15 protein-coding genes and 3 pseudogenes are annotated in these 15,590 nt (G+C 57.0%); 7 read left to right on the plus strand and 11 right to left on the minus strand.

Translation table 11 applies throughout. From position 1 onward, the window contains the following. Positions 1-27: 27 nt before the first annotated feature. The 3 genes and pseudogenes from ACZZ0D_RS03610 to ACZZ0D_RS03620 form a co-directional block, all read right to left on the minus strand. On the minus strand, positions 28-1,089 hold the full coding sequence (locus ACZZ0D_RS03610; protein ID WP_463552476.1) for a hypothetical protein: 1,062 nt from the start codon (positions 1,087-1,089) through the stop codon (positions 28-30). A 268-nt stretch (positions 1,090-1,357) separates the two neighbouring features. Further along, positions 1,358-1,963, minus strand: a pseudogene (locus ACZZ0D_RS03615) (pyridoxamine 5'-phosphate oxidase family protein). Between the two features lie 17 nt (positions 1,964-1,980). Next, positions 1,981-2,466 (minus strand): GNAT family N-acetyltransferase, encoded by a 486-nt coding sequence (locus tag ACZZ0D_RS03620; protein WP_159812775.1) that lies wholly within the window; start codon positions 2,464-2,466, stop codon positions 1,981-1,983. A 141-nt stretch (positions 2,467-2,607) separates the two neighbouring features. Here ACZZ0D_RS03620 and ACZZ0D_RS03625 point away from each other — a divergent pair, with 141 nt between their 5' ends. The 3 genes and pseudogenes from ACZZ0D_RS03625 to ACZZ0D_RS03635 all read left to right on the plus strand — a co-directional run bounded on the left by ACZZ0D_RS03625 (position 2,608) and on the right by ACZZ0D_RS03635 (position 4,651). Beyond that, positions 2,608-3,033: a YybH family protein gene (locus ACZZ0D_RS03625; protein ID WP_463552477.1), complete on the plus strand. Its 426-nt coding sequence runs from the start codon at positions 2,608-2,610 to the stop codon at positions 3,031-3,033. A 40-nt stretch (positions 3,034-3,073) separates the two neighbouring features. Further along, positions 3,074-3,418, plus strand: coding sequence for a YciI family protein (locus tag ACZZ0D_RS03630; protein ID WP_008081988.1), 345 nt, complete (start codon positions 3,074-3,076; stop codon positions 3,416-3,418). After that, a pseudogene (locus ACZZ0D_RS03635) lies at positions 3,411-4,651 on the plus strand (RNA polymerase sigma factor). Before ACZZ0D_RS03630 ends, ACZZ0D_RS03635 begins: the two are co-directional and overlap by 8 nt. Before the next feature lie 326 nt (positions 4,652-4,977). On the opposite strand, the gene ACZZ0D_RS03640 reads toward ACZZ0D_RS03635, so the two are convergent. Next, positions 4,978-5,832 carry a LysR family transcriptional regulator gene (locus ACZZ0D_RS03640; RefSeq protein ID WP_463552478.1) on the minus strand — a complete coding sequence of 285 codons (855 nt, stop codon included), beginning with the start codon at positions 5,830-5,832 and terminating at the stop codon, positions 4,978-4,980. An 89-nt stretch (positions 5,833-5,921) separates the two neighbouring features. Here ACZZ0D_RS03640 and ACZZ0D_RS03645 point away from each other — a divergent pair, with 89 nt between their 5' ends. Continuing rightward, positions 5,922-6,359: a multidrug/biocide efflux PACE transporter gene (locus ACZZ0D_RS03645; protein ID WP_212543856.1), complete on the plus strand. Its 438-nt coding sequence runs from the start codon at positions 5,922-5,924 to the stop codon at positions 6,357-6,359. A 131-nt stretch (positions 6,360-6,490) separates the two neighbouring features. Here the strand turns inward: ACZZ0D_RS03645 and ACZZ0D_RS03650 are convergent, their stop codons facing one another. Next, positions 6,491-7,249, minus strand: coding sequence for an SDR family NAD(P)-dependent oxidoreductase (locus tag ACZZ0D_RS03650; RefSeq protein WP_463552479.1), 759 nt, complete (start codon positions 7,247-7,249; stop codon positions 6,491-6,493). A 120-nt stretch (positions 7,250-7,369) separates the two neighbouring features. Here ACZZ0D_RS03650 and ACZZ0D_RS03655 point away from each other — a divergent pair, with 120 nt between their 5' ends. After that, positions 7,370-8,266 (plus strand): LysR family transcriptional regulator, encoded by an 897-nt coding sequence (locus tag ACZZ0D_RS03655; RefSeq protein ID WP_401242020.1) that lies wholly within the window; start codon positions 7,370-7,372, stop codon positions 8,264-8,266. 122 nt (positions 8,267-8,388) lie between these two features. Here the strand turns inward: ACZZ0D_RS03655 and ACZZ0D_RS03660 are convergent. Next, a pseudogene (locus tag ACZZ0D_RS03660) lies at positions 8,389-10,003 on the minus strand (inorganic phosphate transporter). 334 nt (positions 10,004-10,337) lie between these two features. Next, a complete protein-coding gene (locus ACZZ0D_RS03665; RefSeq protein ID WP_463552480.1) occupies positions 10,338-11,360 on the minus strand; it encodes a transporter in 1,023 nt (340 codons plus the stop codon). Between the two features lie 207 nt (positions 11,361-11,567). Between ACZZ0D_RS03665 and ACZZ0D_RS03670 the strand changes: the two genes are divergently transcribed. Continuing rightward, positions 11,568-12,008: a hypothetical protein gene (locus ACZZ0D_RS03670; protein ID WP_463552481.1), complete on the plus strand. Its 441-nt coding sequence runs from the start codon at positions 11,568-11,570 to the stop codon at positions 12,006-12,008. 255 nt (positions 12,009-12,263) lie between these two features. Here ACZZ0D_RS03670 and ACZZ0D_RS03675 read toward each other — a convergent pair whose 3' ends face one another. Together ACZZ0D_RS03675 and ACZZ0D_RS03680 are read right to left on the minus strand one after the other, a co-directional pair. Beyond that, positions 12,264-12,569: a PepSY domain-containing protein gene (locus ACZZ0D_RS03675; protein WP_282357912.1), complete on the minus strand. Its 306-nt coding sequence runs from the start codon at positions 12,567-12,569 to the stop codon at positions 12,264-12,266. 156 nt (positions 12,570-12,725) lie between these two features. Then, on the minus strand, positions 12,726-13,853 hold the full coding sequence (locus tag ACZZ0D_RS03680) for a glycerophosphodiester phosphodiesterase (RefSeq protein WP_463552482.1): 1,128 nt from the start codon (positions 13,851-13,853) through the stop codon (positions 12,726-12,728). A 220-nt stretch (positions 13,854-14,073) separates the two neighbouring features. Between ACZZ0D_RS03680 and ACZZ0D_RS03685 the strand changes: the two genes are divergently transcribed. Beyond that, the gene (locus ACZZ0D_RS03685; RefSeq protein ID WP_463552483.1) at positions 14,074-14,400 is read left to right on the plus strand and encodes a DUF2025 family protein; all 327 of its coding nucleotides are present in this window, start codon (positions 14,074-14,076) and stop codon (positions 14,398-14,400) included. 116 nt (positions 14,401-14,516) lie between these two features. Here ACZZ0D_RS03685 and ACZZ0D_RS03690 read toward each other — a convergent pair whose 3' ends face one another. Continuing rightward, positions 14,517-14,822, minus strand: a complete 306-nt coding sequence (locus tag ACZZ0D_RS03690; RefSeq protein WP_159812747.1) for an antibiotic biosynthesis monooxygenase family protein — start codon at positions 14,820-14,822, stop codon at positions 14,517-14,519. Continuing rightward, complete coding sequence (locus ACZZ0D_RS03695; RefSeq protein ID WP_463552484.1) at positions 14,819-15,520, minus strand: CTP synthase C-terminal region-related (seleno)protein; 702 nt, start codon at positions 15,518-15,520, stop codon at positions 14,819-14,821. Before ACZZ0D_RS03695 ends, ACZZ0D_RS03690 begins: the two co-directional genes overlap by 4 nt. Positions 15,521-15,590: the final 70 nt, after the last annotated feature.

Here is a 15,590-nt window from a genome sequence, read left to right on the forward strand (position 1 = left end):
GATCGCTTGTGGCGTTTCGGGAGGGGATTAGTCCCATTCTTTTAGTAATGTCGTTAGTGGAGGAGTCTGGGAAGCAGCAAAATACTTTTTCCTAAAGTAGTACTCGCACACAGATGTTTTATGTTCGGTTTGCTTGCGTTCATTGAATTCATTATCAAGAGCGGCAAGGGAGGTTTCTGTCGTTGGATATATATCTATTGTTTTTAGAAGACCTTCAATCGCGAGGAATACCAAGTCCATGTAGTCCAAAATCTCTTGGATGTAAGATCTGCATTCTGTTTCCGTAGTTGCTCCTTGCCTGGCTAAATCGAAAAACTTATTTTTGATGGCGTCGAACCCTTCAATCCGATACATATTTGAATATATCCACTTGTAATGCTTGTTCGAGGTGCCAGTGAGGTAGGTGAAGCTCATGGATGTTTTTAGCATCATGTCCCTGGCTATCTCGCAGCCCATCCATAGATTTCCTGACTGCCAGCAGCCTTGAATATCCTGAAATGCGTAAAAAACTGGAAGCTTTTCCCGATGTGCAATGTAGATATGTTTTTTCAGGGGGATTTGTGCTCTTATTGAATCAAATTTTTCTTCGTTGGTAATTGCATGTCCAATAATAGAGCGGTGAACGATGTTGTTCTCTGTATTTGTGAGTACAGGGTTATATAGAAATCGCTGGTCCGAAATCACTTCGTCAAAAGCTTTGTTGATTTTTTTATATATATCTTCAATTTCTGAGAAAGTGATGTAGTCGGCGTCGATGTGGATGCTCGTATCACCGTAGAAGTCGGTTGTGTTGTGAACTTTTTCGTTCTTTGTAATATGGCGATAATCCTCGTCAGTGACAAACGCGTGTTCGATATCTTTAATGTTGCAAGCTTTGGGACGCTCGTCGCAGAGTATAATGCAGTCAATGTCGGAGTGAATTGTTCCAATGCCCTCAATTAAAGAGCCGGAAATAATCAGGATGCTTGTCGGTTCTAAAAATGCTTTCTTTCGGAGATAGCTTTTTGGGATTGAGATTATTCCGTCCAATATGATTATTTCATCGTGCGTGATTTTAGACTTTGCGGTTTTTATCAGAAAGTCTATCATGTTGTTCTCTTTATTAAAAAACGAGTGGTGTAGTGCTTTAAGTGTTTGTTTGTTTGAGGTCGATGTTCGAATTACATAAGCTGTTGAGTAATTAATAAATTTGCTCATGGCTACAACCTAGATTGTTTGACAGTGAGGCGTCAATATCCAGGATGAAAATCAGAATTTACTTACAGGGTTTTATCTGTTTTAAACGATTTGAGACTTGTTCGTGGCATAACTCTTACAGGATGATTATTTAGTCCTGTAAGAGAACATGAGATCTTTTTCAGTAGAGGCTTTCACACACCCGCGTCGGCGCTTCCCGGTCGTAAGTTTCGGCGTCGAATTCGCCATCGTTCAGACGTTTGTGGAAGGCACCGGCAGACGGCAGGGCCGAGCGCGGCAGATGCGTTTCCGGGTTCCACGCATCCGAACGGACAAAGGCTTTCGAGCAATGAAAGAACGCCGTCTCCACCGTCACCAGCAACACCGTTTTCGCCGGTTTGTCATTCACCGCGAAGCTTTCCAACAGCTCAGGCTCAGCACTAATCACCGCCGTGCCGTTGACCCGCAACGTCTCGCCAATCCCCGGAATGATGAACAGCAGCGACACCCGCGAATCCTGCAGGACATTGCGCAAGGTATCGATGCGATTGTTGCCGGGGCGATCCGGCAGGGCCAGGGTGTTCTGATCAATGATCCGCACAAACCCCGGCGCATCCCCGCGCGGCGAATTGTCCAAACCATCGACGCCGACTGAGCTGACGATTACCAGCGGCGACACCCGCACCATTGCCTGATAATCATCATTGAGTAAGCCAATCTACTTGCGCACCGCCCGTTCATGCGGCAATCCGTAAATCGCTTCCAGCGCTTCGATCGAACCGATCATCCTTGCACCCCGATGACTTAGAAAACCAGCCCCATGCGCCGTTCGTAACCGATCCGACCCTTGTACGCTTCGCCGCTGTCGACGTAGCCATGCTTTGCATACAGCGCAATCGCCGCGTCGTTATCCGCGTCCACCGACAACTCCAGCCCTTTGATCTCCGGCCAAGCCTGACGCGCGACCTCGGGCAGCGCTTGCAGACACGCCTTGCCATAACCCTTGCCCTGCGCGCGGCGATCAACCTGCAACGCATGCAAGGTGGCGCTGTGTTCATCAGCCCAGGCCGGCAACACGGGCGGGCGCTTGAGCAGCAGAAACGCCACCGGCACTTCATCCGCCAGCAAGGCAAAACCCTTCACGCCGGGGCCGGGTTTCGACAACAAGGTGTGCAACGCACCGTGAATATCGCCGGAGAACTTGATCTGCTCGGCATGGATTTCAATCGCCTCGACTTGTTGACGCTGCAAAGCATTCAGGCTGTCGTACGGCACGAGTTGGGCTGACACGGGAATTTCCTTTTTCCTACAAAGATAAGCCTCGGATTCTAGCGATTTTGGCCTCAGTGGAAATTTTTTGTTTCGCCTGTCGATCTGCCGATCCACCAAGCGACTAAGGGTGTCTTCACAACAAAAACCACGGAGAACACCATGAGCGCACAATCCGAAATCCAGACCCTGATCAACACCTACCGCGACGCCGTGATGAAAAAGGACGTAGAGAAAGTCATGGCGCTATACGCCGACGACGTCGTCTCGTTCGACGCGATCAAGGCCCTGCAATTCAAGGGCAAACCGGCGTACCGCGAACACTGGGTCGCGTGCATGGAAATGTGCCCCGGCCCGCACATTTTCGAATTCCATAAAATCGCCATCGAAAGCGCCGACAACATCGCCTTCGCCCACTGGGTCGCCAACTGCGGCGGCACCAATGAAAAAGGCGAAACCCAGAGCTGCTGGATGCGCGTCACTGCGTGCTATCGGCAGGTCGGCGGGGCGTGGAAAATCGCTCACGAACACTGGTCGGCGCCGTTCGATCCGATGAGCGGCGCGACCCTGTTCGATGTGCAACCCTGATCTTCAGCCATAGTTGATCCGTCCGCTTCAGGAGAACGCCATGAAGTATTTATGCTTGGTCTACAGCGATGAACGCTTGCTGCATTCATCGCCAGACAGCCCGGAAGACGCCGAATGCTGGGCCTACGCCGAGTCGATTCAGGGCAGCGGGCGAATGGTCGCCGCCGAGGCTTTGGAGTCAGTGCAGACCGCCACCACGGTGCGTATGCGCAACGGCAAACTGTCGATCACCGATGGCCCGTTCGCGGAAACCAAGGAGCAATTGGCCGGTTTCTACCTGATCGACGCCAAGGATCTCAACGAAGCGATTCAGGTCGCCGGCAACATTCCGGCGGCGCGGGTCGGCAGCGTTGAAGTGCGCCCGGTGCGGCAGTTGAATGTCTGAGGTTCGGGCGCGAGTCGAGCAGGTCTATCGCGAAGACTCGCGGCGGATTCTGGCGACGCTGATTCGCCTGCTGGGTGATTTCGACCTCGCCGAAGAAGCCTTGCACGAGGCGTTCTTCGTCGCCGTCGAACGCTGGCAGCGCGACGGCGTGCCGGAAAATCCGCGCACCTGGCTGGTCTCGACCGGGCGCTTCAAGGCGATTGACGTATTGCGCCGCCGCGCCCGGTTCAAGGCCTCGCAGCCGATGTTGCTGGCGCAACTAGAAGAACTCGAACAGGCAGACTGGAGTGGCGAAGACGTGGAAGACGATCGCCTGCGGCTGATCTTCACCTGTTGTCACCCGGCGCTGGCGGCGGATGCGCAAGTGCCGCTGACCTTGCGCGAAGTCTGCGACCTGACCACCGAAGAAATCGCCCGCGCGTTTCTCTGGCACCGGCGGCGATTGCCCAACGCATCGTGCGGGCGAAAGCCAAGATCCGTGACGCGAAAATCCCTTATCAGGTGCCGAGCCTGAGTGAATTGCCCGAGCGCCTCGACAGCGTGTTGCGGGTAATTTATCTGGTGTTCAACGAAGGTTATTCGGCGTCGGTCGGCACTGAACTGACCCGCGAAGATCTGACGCGTGAGGCGATCAGGTTGGGGCGGTTGTTGATGGAATTGCTGCCGGAGCCGGAAGTAATGGGGCTGCTGGCGATGATGCTGTTGCACGAATCACGACGCTCGGCGCGCACGTCGCCGAGTGGTGAACTGGTGCTGCTGGATGATCAGGATCGCGCGTTGTGGGATGCCGGGTTGATTGCTGAAGGTTGCGCGCTGGTCGAGCGCGCGCTGACCACGCGACGGTTTGGGCCGTATTGTTTGCAGGCAGCGATTGCGGCGGTGCATGCCGAGGCGCCGACGGCGGCTCAGACGGATTGGGAGCAGATCGTTGGTTTGTATGACGTGCTGTTGCGGGCGGTGCCTTCGCCGGTGATTGAGTTGAATCGAGCGGTGGCGGTAGCGAAGCGGGATGGGGTGTTGGCGGGGTTGCAGTTGATTGAAGGGATTTTGGCGCGGGGCGAGTTGCAGGATTATCACTTGGCGCATTCGGCGCGGGCGGAGTTTTGTCGGCAGTTGGGGCGGGTGGAAGAGGCGCGGGAGGCGTATTTGCGGGCGCTTGAGTTGACGCGGCAGGAGCCGGAGCGGCGGTTTATCGAGGGGCGGCTTTTGGCGTTGAAATTGCCCTCACCCTAGCCCTCTCCCGGAGGGAGAGGGGACTGATTGGGGGATGCTGTAGAAGTACACCGACCTGAAAAATCAACGGTGAATCCATAATCGACTCGAAATTTCAGGTCGATGTACGACGCAAGACACCGCGGTCGGCCCCCTCTCCCGGAGGGAGAGGGGACTGATTGGGGGATGCTGTAGAAGTACATCGACCTGAAAAAACAACGGTGAATCCATAATCGACTCGAAATTTCAGGTCGATGTAAACCGCAAGACACCGCGGTCGGCCCCCTCTCCCTCTGGGAGAGGGTTGGGGTGAGGGGCTTTTGACCTAGGCCTGATCGGCCGCGCCGCTATTCCAACATCTTGTTCAACAACCAGCTCCCCGCCGGCCCCGGCGGATACAGCCGCGACCACAGTGCATCGACAAACACCGGTTTAGGCCAGCCGCGCACCTTCAACTCCACCAGCAAATCATTGCCAAACCGCTGCGCCAGCCAACGCGGCAACGGCGCCCAGCCAAAACCCTTTTCGGCCATTTCCAGCAACATCAAATAACTCGGCGCCGACCACACCCGGCCTTTGCCACGACTGTCGTACGGATTAACGATGGTCGCCAGGCGCAGCTCGCGATGCAGTTCCAAGGTGTGCTGATCAACGTGATCAAGCGTCGCCAACGGATGATCGCGATTGACGAACAGAGCGATTTCCGTGCGTTCGGCCACGGTCGAGGTCACCAGATCTGGCGGGTAGTTTTCCTGCATCTCTGCGAAGGCCAGATGTGCGCGACCGCGTTGCACCAGTTCGATCAAGTCCTCGCATTCGGCGATCAGACATTCCAGCTCCAGATCCGGATAACGCTGCTCAAACCCAACCAGCGCCGCTTCAAAACGATAGGACTGATACGTGTCGGAAATCGCCACGGTCAGTTTCGGCTCGACACCCTGGGACAACTGCCGCGCGGTCATCTCCAGACGACTGGTCGCCGCCAGAATCGCCTCCGCTCGTTGCAACATCACATGGCCCGCGGGGGTGAGCGTCGGTTTACGGCTGCTGCGATCGAACAGCACCAGATCCAGATCGATCTCAAGGCTGGCCACCGCCGCGCTGATGGTCGACTGGCTGCGCCCGAGTTTGCGCGCCGCCGCCGAAAACGAACCTTGAGTCGCCGCTTGAACAAACGCCAACAGCACTTCTTGCGAGGCCATGAACTATCGCCTTGATCGATGGTTATTGGTTATAAAGTATCGGTGTGAGGGTAGATCATGGCAACCATCTTCACTCAAGGAGTCAGGCAATGACTGCCCCTAAATCCATCACTGAACGTATTTTCCAGGCCGTTGGTTTCGAACTGCTGGCCATTCTGATCTGCACGCCGCTGCTGGCGTGGTTGATGAAAAAACCGATGCTTGAAATGGGCGCGGTGACGGTGTTGATCGCGATGCTGGCGCTGGGCTGGAACGTGGTGTTCAACCGCTACTTCGACCGGGTGCTGGCGCGGATGAATGTTGCGCACAACGCCTGGGTGCGTGTGGTGCATGCGCTGCTGTTCGAGGGTGGTTTGATCGTGATGGGCGTGCCGCTGATTGCGTGGTGGTTGTCGGTAAGTTTGTGGCAGGCGTTTTTGCTGGATATCGGCGTGCTGCTGTTCTTCCTGCCGTACACCTATGTTTATCACTGGGCGTACGACGTGCTGCGCGAACGCTTCATGACCCGTGGTGTTTGTGAGGGTTAACCAAAACCTGTGGCGAGGGGATTTATCCCCGTTGGCCTGCGCAGCAGGCCCATCTTTTCTGGATCAAAAGAGGGGGCGCTGCGCACCCCAACGGGGATAAATCCCCTCGCCACAATGGATGGGTGTCAGGTTTAGAGGAACATCCCGCCGGAGGCTTCAACCCGCTGCCCATTGATCCATTGCGCACCCGGCGACAGCAACAACGCCAGCGCCCCGCCAATATCATCCGGCTGACCGGCGCGTCCTAGTGCAGTGTTTTCCGCGACCATCGCATTCACCGCCGAATTATCGCGAACCGTCCCGCCACCAAAGTCAGTTTCAATCGCGCCTGGCGCCAACGTGTTCACAGCAATCTGCCGCGCGCCCAGCTCTTTCGCCTGATAACGAGTCAGCACTTCAATCGCGCCTTTCATCGCCGCATAAGCACTGGCGCCCGGGATGGTGAAACGCGCGAGGCCGCTGGAGATATTGATGATGCGTCCGCCGTCGTTAATCAGCGGCAAGAGCTGCTGAGTCAGGAAGAACGGCCCTTTGAAATGCACGTTCATCAGCATGTCGAATTGCTCAACCGTGGTCTCGGCGAAACTCACGTGCAAACCGACACCGGCGTTGTTGATCAGGAAATCAAAACGCTCGCGTTCAAATTGTTCGCGCAGCGTTTGCTCAACCTTCGCCCCGAACCCGGCAAAGCTGTCACTGCGACCGACGTCCAGTTGCAGCATCACCGCTTTGGCGCCGAGTTTTTCCACTTCGACGACCAGCGCCTGCGCTTCATCCGCGCGGCTGTGGTAAGTGCCGATGATGTCGACACCTTGGGCGGCGAGGTGCAGGGCGGCGTTTTTGCCGAGGCCACGACTGGCGCCGGTGATCAATGCGATTTTGCGGTTCATGGGACTTCCTCGGTTGTGATGAGTGGTGATGGGCTCAGTTTATTTGTCCGCTGATAGGTGATAAACAGACTGAAATCGGAATCACTGATCGGCTCAGCCGAACAATCGTCAGGTGTTCACATGAACAAACTGGAATTGCTGCGCACCTTCGTCCGGGTCAGCGAACTGTCGAGTTTTACCCTCGCCGGCGAGAGCCTTGGCCTGCCGCGCTCTACCGTGTCCGAACATGTGCAGGCACTCGAAACACTGGTCGGCACGCGTCTATTGCAGCGCACCACGCGCAAAGTGCAGGCGACGCAAGACGGACTGGTGCTGTACGAACGCAGCAAGGATCTGCTTTCGCACATGGATGAGATTGAAGGGTTGTTCCGTCAGGACGAGGCTTCGCTGACCGGGCGCATTCGTGTCGACATGCCGAACATTCTGTCGCGACGTCTGGTCATGCCGCTGTTGCCTGAGTTCATGGATCGTCACCCAAATCTGGAACTGGAAATCAGCAGCACTGACCGCCGCGTCGATCTGCTCAGCGAGGGTTTTGATTGCGTAGTGCGCATTGGCGCGCAGCCGGATCAATCGGTGGTCGCGCGGCATTTGGGCGATTTTTCGATGATCAACTGCGCGAGCCCGGCTTACCTTGAACGCTATGGTGTGCCGCAGACGCTGGAGGATCTGGCGCAGCATCGGCTGGTGCATTACGTCGGCGTATTGGGTTCGCGTTCGGAAGGGTTTGTGTACGAGGAGGGTGGTGAGGTTAAGCGTTTGCCGATGGCGGGCAGTGTGACGGTTAACAGCACGGATGCTTATGAGTCGGCGTGTCTGGGCGGGTTCGGTTTGACCCAAGTGCCGCGCTCGGGCATGAAACCGCATTTGGATAACGGCGAACTGCTGGCGGTGTTGCCGCAGTTCACGGCGCCGTCGATGGCGATTTCGTTGTTGTATGCCCGGCAGCGACATTTGCCGTTGCGCGTGCGGGTATTTATGGATTGGCTCGGCGATGTGATCCGCTCAACCCTCTAAAAAACACCAAAAATCAAATGTGGGAGCGGGCTTGCTCGCGAAAGCGGTGGGTCAGTCAATCGTGTATTGGCTGACACGGCCTCTTCGCGAGCAAGCCCGCTCCCACAGGTGAGTTGTGGTGATTAGAAGATCTGGGTAAACAGCCAGTAGAGGCTGCCCGACAGCAGGATCGCCGCCGGCAACGTCAGCACCCACGCCATCAGCAAATTGCGGATGGTTGCTCATCTGCAATCCACCGCCATTGGCAACCATCGTCCCCGCCACGCCCGACGACAACACATGCGTCGTCGACACCGGCAAACCGAACATATCCGCCGCGCCAATGGTCAGCATCGCCACGGTTTCCGCCGACGCACCCTGCGCATACGTCAGGTGGGTCTTGCCGATTTTCTCGCCCACCGTCACCACAATCCGCTTCCAGCCAACCATGGTGCCAAGCCCCAGTGCGATGGCCACGGCGATCTTCACCCACAGCGGAATAAACCGCGTGGCGTTGTCGATCTGTTGCTTGAACAGTTGCAGTTTGCTGCTGGTGTCGGCGTCGAAATTGCCGACCTTGTTCTTGTCCATCAGGCGAATACTTTCGCTGGCCAAGTACATGTCGTTACGCACGTTGCCCATCGCTTCGGCCGGAACTTTTGCCAGCGAACCGTAGCCCCGGACTTCTTCGCCAATGTGCCCGGTGAGGGCGGCGAGGGCGGGGATCAGTTGCGGCGTGGCTTCCTTGCTGCGCACGTAATCGGAAAGGATCGGGCGCGGATCGGCCGGCGCCGGCTGCGGTGCACTTTTCACCAGCGCTTGCTGGGTGACTTGCGCCACAGCGGCGAACTGCAGCGATTGTTCTTCGGGCATAGTGCGGTTCAAGGCGTACGCCATCGGCAGCGTGCCGACCAGAATCAACATGATCAGGCCCATACCTTTCTGGCCGTCGTTGGAGCCGTGAGCGAAGGACACGCCGGTGCACGTGGCGATCAGCAAACCGCGAATCCACCAGGGCGGCGGCGCGTTGCCTTCCGGTGCCTTGTACAGCGAACGATTCTTCACGAACGCCCGCAGCGCCAGCAGCAACAGCGCGGCACAACCGAAACCCACCAGCGGCGACAGCAGCAGCGCGTAACCGATCTTGGTCGCCTGCGCCCAATCGACACCGCTGGTGCCGTCGCGGCCATGCATCAAGGCATTGGCCACGCCGACGCCGATGATCGAACCGATCAGCGTGTGCGACGAAGACGCCGGCAAACCCAGCCACCAAGTGCCGAGGTTCCACAGGATCGCGGCGATCAGCAGCGCGAAAATCATCGCGAAACCGGCCGACGAGCCGACCTGCAAAATCAACTCTACCGGCAGCAACGCGATGATGCCGAACGCCACCGCGCCGCTCGAAAGCAGCACACCGAGAAAGTTGAAAAACCCCGACCAGACCACCGCGACATTCGGCGGCAGCGAGTGGGTATAAATCACTGTCGCGACGGCGTTGGCGGTGTCATGGAAACCGTTGACGAACTCGAAACCCAGCGCAATCAGCAGCGCCACGCCGAGCAGCAGAAACGGCGTCCACGTGGTAACGACCGTGCCGAGTTCGTGCATGTCGTGCATCAGGCTGTAGGCGGTGAACAGCATGCCCATCGCCAGCACGGCAAAAAAAATCACGTAGGTGAACGGGCTGGTTTTCTTGTCGAGGGCGGGCCTGCCGCTGGGGGCGGATGTGTGGCTGGCGGTCAGGGAGGGAGTAGCCATGAGCGGACAATCCTCAGCGAGGGAAGGAATGTCGCTCATGATCATTGCGGAATGTTACAGAGAGACTGCGGCAGATCAGTGTTTGGATGAATAGCCTGACCATTGATCTGTTGAGTCCATCCCTGAACTCTGGGGAGAGCTTTTGTGGCGAGGGGATTTATCCCCGTTGGGTTGCGAAGCAGCCCCAAAACCATTCACCTCGGTGTATCAGCTCAACCGCGATCACCGGATTTACGACTGCTGCGCAGCCGAACGGGGATAAATCCCCTCGCCACAGGATCTTTGTCATCTCGATAGATCTCTGCAGCGACAATAGATCTGTGGTGCGCAAGGGTCAGTAATCACCTCTTTTACGAAACGCCCACCTTCCGGCAATCACGGTAAACGTCGCCACCAGCGCCACCAATATCCAGAACCCTTCCGGATCCTGCGACAGTGGCACCCCGCCCACATTCATCCCGAAAAAACCGGCAATGATGTTGATCGGCAGCGCCAGCACCGTCACCACGGTCAGGGTAAACAGCGTGCGGTTGCTCTGTTCGTTGAGGTTGGCGGCGATCTCTTCCTGGAGCAATTTGATCCGCTCACCCAGCGCCGTGAGGTCGTTAATAATCAACGCAAACTCCTCAGTGGATTTGCGCAGTTCCTTGACGTCCTCCTTCTGCAACCACGGCGGCGGCCGATTGAGCAGGCGCAACAGCGAACCCGGTTCCAGCGCCAACAGCCGTTGCAGCCGCACCAGCACCCGTCGATTGGCACCCAGTTCGGCACGGTTGGTCGATAGCTTTGAGGAGAGCAATTCATCCTCGACCTGATCCACACTCATGCTGGTTTTGCGCACGATTTGCGTCAGCACCTCACCCTGATCCCGCAGTAAATGCACGAGCAATTCCGACGGTGAACGAAAGCGCTCGCCAGCCTTCACCGACGAACGCAATTTATCCACCGAGTGCAGCGGTTGCAGGCGCGCGCTGACGATCAATTTGCTGCGCACGCAGACCCACAATGTCGACACGTCCGACGACACCATGCTGCTGAGGTTGAACACCACATCGTTGACCACCGCCAGCAACGCCGAGTCGACATGCTCGATGCGCGTCGAGCGCGAGCCTTCATGCAGCGCCTCGAAAAACTCTTCAGGCAATTGCAGATGACTCTTCATCCAGCGCTCGCACGCGGCGTGCGCCAAATTCAGGTGCAGCCAGAGAAATTCGCCGCTGTCGCTGTTGTCCTGCAAACAGCGTAATGCCGTCGCCGAATCCACTTCGCGACCACGTTCGCCGGGCAGAAAACGAAAACCGTAGAGCAGGCCAAACAGATCGGGATCGCGATGACTGATGTCGAGGCTGTGGTTCATGGAGGCTCGCTGCGAGGAGGGCGTCTGGCGTGGGGTTTACAGATTCACCTGCTCGGCATCTTCGCAATCGTGCGTGACGGTTTTGTGACCGCTCGATGACGGGGTGACATGTACCGATTTCGATACCGTGTGGGTACACAGTCGATCTCAATTCAACGCGGCTCTGGTCGATGACCGCTTATCTATCACCGGTATTGGAGTATTTCCATGGTCAGCATCAGCTCTGTTTCGATCAATCAGACTGTCACTACGTCCACCAGTAAAACCACGATCAACGACGTTGGCGACGACACGTCCACCGCCGCGACGGCGACTGCGAGTGCATCCGGCGATGCGCCGAAAGCGGCGGGCGGCGCGGCACCGGCGGGGGATAGCAGTTCCAGCAGCAGTGAAGAATCGGATTCGGTGAAGGAACTGCGCAAGCAGATCGCGGAGTTGCAAAAGCAATTGCAGCAACAGCAACAGGCGCTGCAAGCGGCGCAGGCGAAGCAGGAAAGCGCGGACGCGAAAGCGGCGGATGTGGCGGCGGCGCAGGCGCAGATCACCACGACGTCGGCTTCTTTGCAGACGGCTACGGCGTCGTTGTTGCAGGCATTGCAGGATTCGGGGTCGAGTACGTCGGGGGCGTTGGTCAGTACTTCGGCGTGATGGCTTTTCCCCTCACCCTAACCCTCTCCCGGGGAGAGGGGACTGACCGAGGTGTTCTTTTAAGGTTCACCGACCTGAGATTTCGAGCCGTACTTTGACTTTGAAAAGCTCACGATTTGCTCCCTTTCCCCCTCGCCCCCTTGGGGGAGAGGGCTGGGGTGAGGGGGTAAAATCCCACCGTCGACAAATCTCTCAGACCAAACACAAAAAAGCCGCACGATCTTTCAATCGTGCGGCTTTCGCTAGTGCGCTGTATCAGTGGTCTTGCTTGTTGCTCAGCACTTTACCGGTAGTGGCGTCGAAGTCGACATCCCACTCAGTGCCATCGGCCAGTTTCAGTTCAACTTCATACTCATAACCATTGAAGTGGTTATCGAGATCGGTGTCGGTGATGGTCGCACCCGGGTGCAGTTTCAACGCTTCGGCGTTCATCGATTCCAGCGACTTGATCTTGCCTTCCTTCACCAACTGAGGGATCTGGTCGACGCGAACATCAGCTTGGGCCAGGCCAGCAGTCAGGGTCAGAGCAGCGGCAGTAAACAGGGCAGTCAAAGTTTTCATCGGTTCAATCCTTTAGTGGTGTGTCTAATTGGGTGAGCTGTTTAAGTGAGTTCAGGTTAACCAGCGCAACTTAATTCACCCTTAAAAACTAGCACCGCCAACAAACTGCTCTTACAGGAGCGAGCCTGCTCGCGATGCAGCCAACTCGATCGCCGCTCAATAACCGTTGTTCTTCAACACCTGATCAACACTGCCGGCCGCCGGACGCTTATAGAACTTCAACAGTTCGCTGGCGCGGTTGGTGAAGATGCCGTCGACACCGGCTGCCATCACTTTCTCGAAATCCACCGGCTCATCGACGGTGTAAACGTGAACGAGCATGCCTTGATCGTGGGTGTATTTATTCATCCACGGTTGCACCAGATCCGAATAGCTTTGATCGCCGCTGTTGGTCAACTTCGCGGAAGGGCCGGTGCCGATTGCACCTTGCGCCTTGGCATAGTCGACCCACTGCTTGAACTCGGCTTCAGACTTCGGCTCCTGTTTGCCGTAGAAAACGTTTTTGTCCTTCTCCCCCGACTCGGCAAAAGTCACTTTCGACTTCGGTTCGATGCTGCCTTCGCCGACCCACAACAGGAGAATTTTCGGCACTTGCGGCATTTCTTTTTCCAGCAGTTCGAGGCTGTTTTTCTCGAACGTCTGCAGGATCACTTTGCCTTTACCCTGACCCACGCCCAACGGACTCTTCGCCAGTTTCGAACCGGCCGGGCTCAGCCAGCCGCGGTGCTGCAGTTTTTCCTTGAGGTCATGCTCGATGCCAGGGAACAGTTGCGGCTCTTTGGTTTCGATGTAAAGGCCTGGCTTGTGGTGCGGGTTGGCCTGGGCGATGTTGATGATTTCGTCCAGGGTCAGAATTTTCAGCCCGGCATAAGAAGGACGCGCGCGCTCCGGGTACTTGGCGTTGAACCAGCTGCCGGCGTCGAGGGTTTTCAGTTCGGCCATGGTGAAGGCGTTGGCCGGGCTGTCCTTGCGATCCGGGAACTTGCTCGCGACGTCGGTGGTGCGCTGCAGGTTGTTGTCGTGCAGGGCGAACAGCACGCCATCCTTGCTGCGCTGCAAATCCATTTCCAGATAATCAGCGCCGAGGTCGCGGGCCAGTGTGTAGGAGGCGGCAGTGGATTCCGGAGCATCGAAGGACGCGCCACGGTGAGCGATCACCGCCGGGTGCGGGATGCCATGCGCCCCGGCCACGGCGTCGGGATTGCTCTGGCTGGCGGCGTGCGCCTGACCGAGTCCGAGCAACAGGCTCAGCATGAGGGCGCTTTTGGTGAAAGTGGCGGGCATGTTCGAGATCCTTTCGCGGGTCTGTTTCAAAGACGTACCTTTTAACAACTGAATCGATTGCGTGCTATCGCCAGACCGACATAAATGTATTAAAACCGAATTTTCCTACAATTCTGCTCGCCAACTGCAGTACGCTTGCCCTCGGCAGACGCCCCGGCAGAGGGCGCGCCACTCGATCACCTTGCGTGTAAACCATCGATCACTTTTCGTGAGGTTTACCATGCGCATCACCTCCCAACTCATCTGCCAGGCTGCCGACGACCTCAAGGGTTTTGTTGGCCTCAATCGTAAAACCGGTCAATACATCGTGCGTTTCAGCGAAGATTCGTTCGGCATGGACGTGGCCGATGACGGCATTATTCCGACCAGCGAGTTCGTCTGGGCGCCGGCGACCGAGCAGACCATGACGCTTAAACGTGAGTTGATTCAGTTGCTGCTGGATCAACATATTGATGAGCGGATCAACATTGCCGAGCCGTTGCGGGTGTATATGCAGAAGGTTGAAGTGCCGGAGATTGTGGCGGTGCGCAGCTTGGTGCGCGGTTGAGATTTTGCTGTGACTGAGGGGCCTCTTCGCGAGCAAGCCCGCTCCCACAGGGGGAATGCATTCCAAATGTGGGAGCGGGCTTGCTCGCGAAGGCGGCCGAGAGAGCACCACCACCCTCACTGCCCAAACCGATACTCACGCTCAACCCGGCACACCCGTGTATGAAACTTCGAATACCAAATCGATCGCCCACGCTCCTGAATTACCCGATGCTCAGGATTCTGCCGCCACGCAAGAATCGCCGCCTCACTCTCCCAATACGACACAGTAATGCCGACACCATCCGCCCCACGAACCGACTCCACACCTAGATACCCCGGTTGCATATTCACCAGTTCTTCCATGCGCTCGGCGGCTGCGGCATAACCGTTATCACCCTCAGTGCGCGTCGAGGTGAAGATCACCGCAAAACACGAGGTCATTGCCGTGCCTCCACGCAAGCTTCGACAAACGCCCGCACCAGCGGCGGGATTTTCCCTTTGAGCGCCGCGCGTTCCGGCTGGAACAACGTTGCGACAAAGAACCGATGATCCTTGAGCTCGATCGCACGTAAATCCCCCACCGAATCATGCCCTGTGGCGTGTAGGCCATTGCTCAGAAGATCACCCTCGAACTGCGGATTCACACCGTAACGGCAGCGATAGCCTTCCTCAATTTCCGACGTTTCGTACGCCTTGGCGATCAGCGAACCGGATACCAGATGAATGCTGTCTGTCGCTTCGACCAACGAACAAGTCAACGGCGTGAGCAAAGCACGTTCGGATTCGGGCGAGGTTTCGCCATGCTCGGCATCGGCCCAGCTCAACACGTTGCGGGAAAATTCCAGCACGGCATGTTGAAAACCACCGCAGGTGCCGAGGAAAGGTCGCTGCTGCTCGCGGGCAAAACGGATGGCCCGCAGAGCGCCGGCTTCGCTTTTGTAAGGGCTGGCGGGGACGCACCAGATACCGTCGAAACGATGCAGCGCGGTATCGGCGTGAATCTGGTCGGTGGCCAGCCATTCGAAATGCACGGGGCGGGCGAGGTGTTCAGCGATCAGCCCAAGGGCGACGGGGATGGCCTGATGGGCAGTCACCTGCGGGTCGTAATCGCCGATGAGGGCGATGGAAACAGCGTCCATGTAAATTCCTTTTTGAATAGATCGATGAACCCCTGTGGCGAGGGGATTTATCCCCGTTGGGCTACGAAGC

Source organism: Pseudomonas sp. AC193, from assembly GCF_979258075.1.

Coding starts and splice junctions, on each gene's coding strand:
- ACZZ0D_RS03650 (WP_463552479.1), bottom strand. CDS start 7,249: ATGAACCGCAAAATCGCATTGATCACCGGCGCCAGTCGTGGCCTCGGC.
- ACZZ0D_RS03690 (WP_159812747.1), bottom strand. CDS start 14,822: ATGACCTCGTGTTTTGCGGTGATCTTCACCTCGACGCGCACTGAGGGT.
- ACZZ0D_RS03665 (WP_463552480.1), bottom strand. CDS start 11,360: ATGAACCACAGCCTCGACATCAGTCATCGCGATCCCGATCTGTTTGGC.
- ACZZ0D_RS03640 (WP_463552478.1), bottom strand. CDS start 5,832: ATGGCCTCGCAAGAAGTGCTGTTGGCGTTTGTTCAAGCGGCGACTCAA.
- ACZZ0D_RS03610 (WP_463552476.1), bottom strand. CDS start 1,089: ATGATAGACTTTCTGATAAAAACCGCAAAGTCTAAAATCACGCACGAT.
- ACZZ0D_RS03655 (WP_401242020.1), top strand. CDS start 7,370: ATGAACAAACTGGAATTGCTGCGCACCTTCGTCCGGGTCAGCGAACTG.
- ACZZ0D_RS03630 (WP_008081988.1), top strand. CDS start 3,074: ATGAAGTATTTATGCTTGGTCTACAGCGATGAACGCTTGCTGCATTCA.
- ACZZ0D_RS03680 (WP_463552482.1), bottom strand. CDS start 13,853: ATGCCCGCCACTTTCACCAAAAGCGCCCTCATGCTGAGCCTGTTGCTC.
- ACZZ0D_RS03670 (WP_463552481.1), top strand. CDS start 11,568: ATGGTCAGCATCAGCTCTGTTTCGATCAATCAGACTGTCACTACGTCC.
- ACZZ0D_RS03625 (WP_463552477.1), top strand. CDS start 2,608: ATGAGCGCACAATCCGAAATCCAGACCCTGATCAACACCTACCGCGAC.
- ACZZ0D_RS03675 (WP_282357912.1), bottom strand. CDS start 12,569: ATGAAAACTTTGACTGCCCTGTTTACTGCCGCTGCTCTGACCCTGACT.
- ACZZ0D_RS03685 (WP_463552483.1), top strand. CDS start 14,074: ATGCGCATCACCTCCCAACTCATCTGCCAGGCTGCCGACGACCTCAAG.
- ACZZ0D_RS03645 (WP_212543856.1), top strand. CDS start 5,922: ATGACTGCCCCTAAATCCATCACTGAACGTATTTTCCAGGCCGTTGGT.
- ACZZ0D_RS03695 (WP_463552484.1), bottom strand. CDS start 15,520: ATGGACGCTGTTTCCATCGCCCTCATCGGCGATTACGACCCGCAGGTG.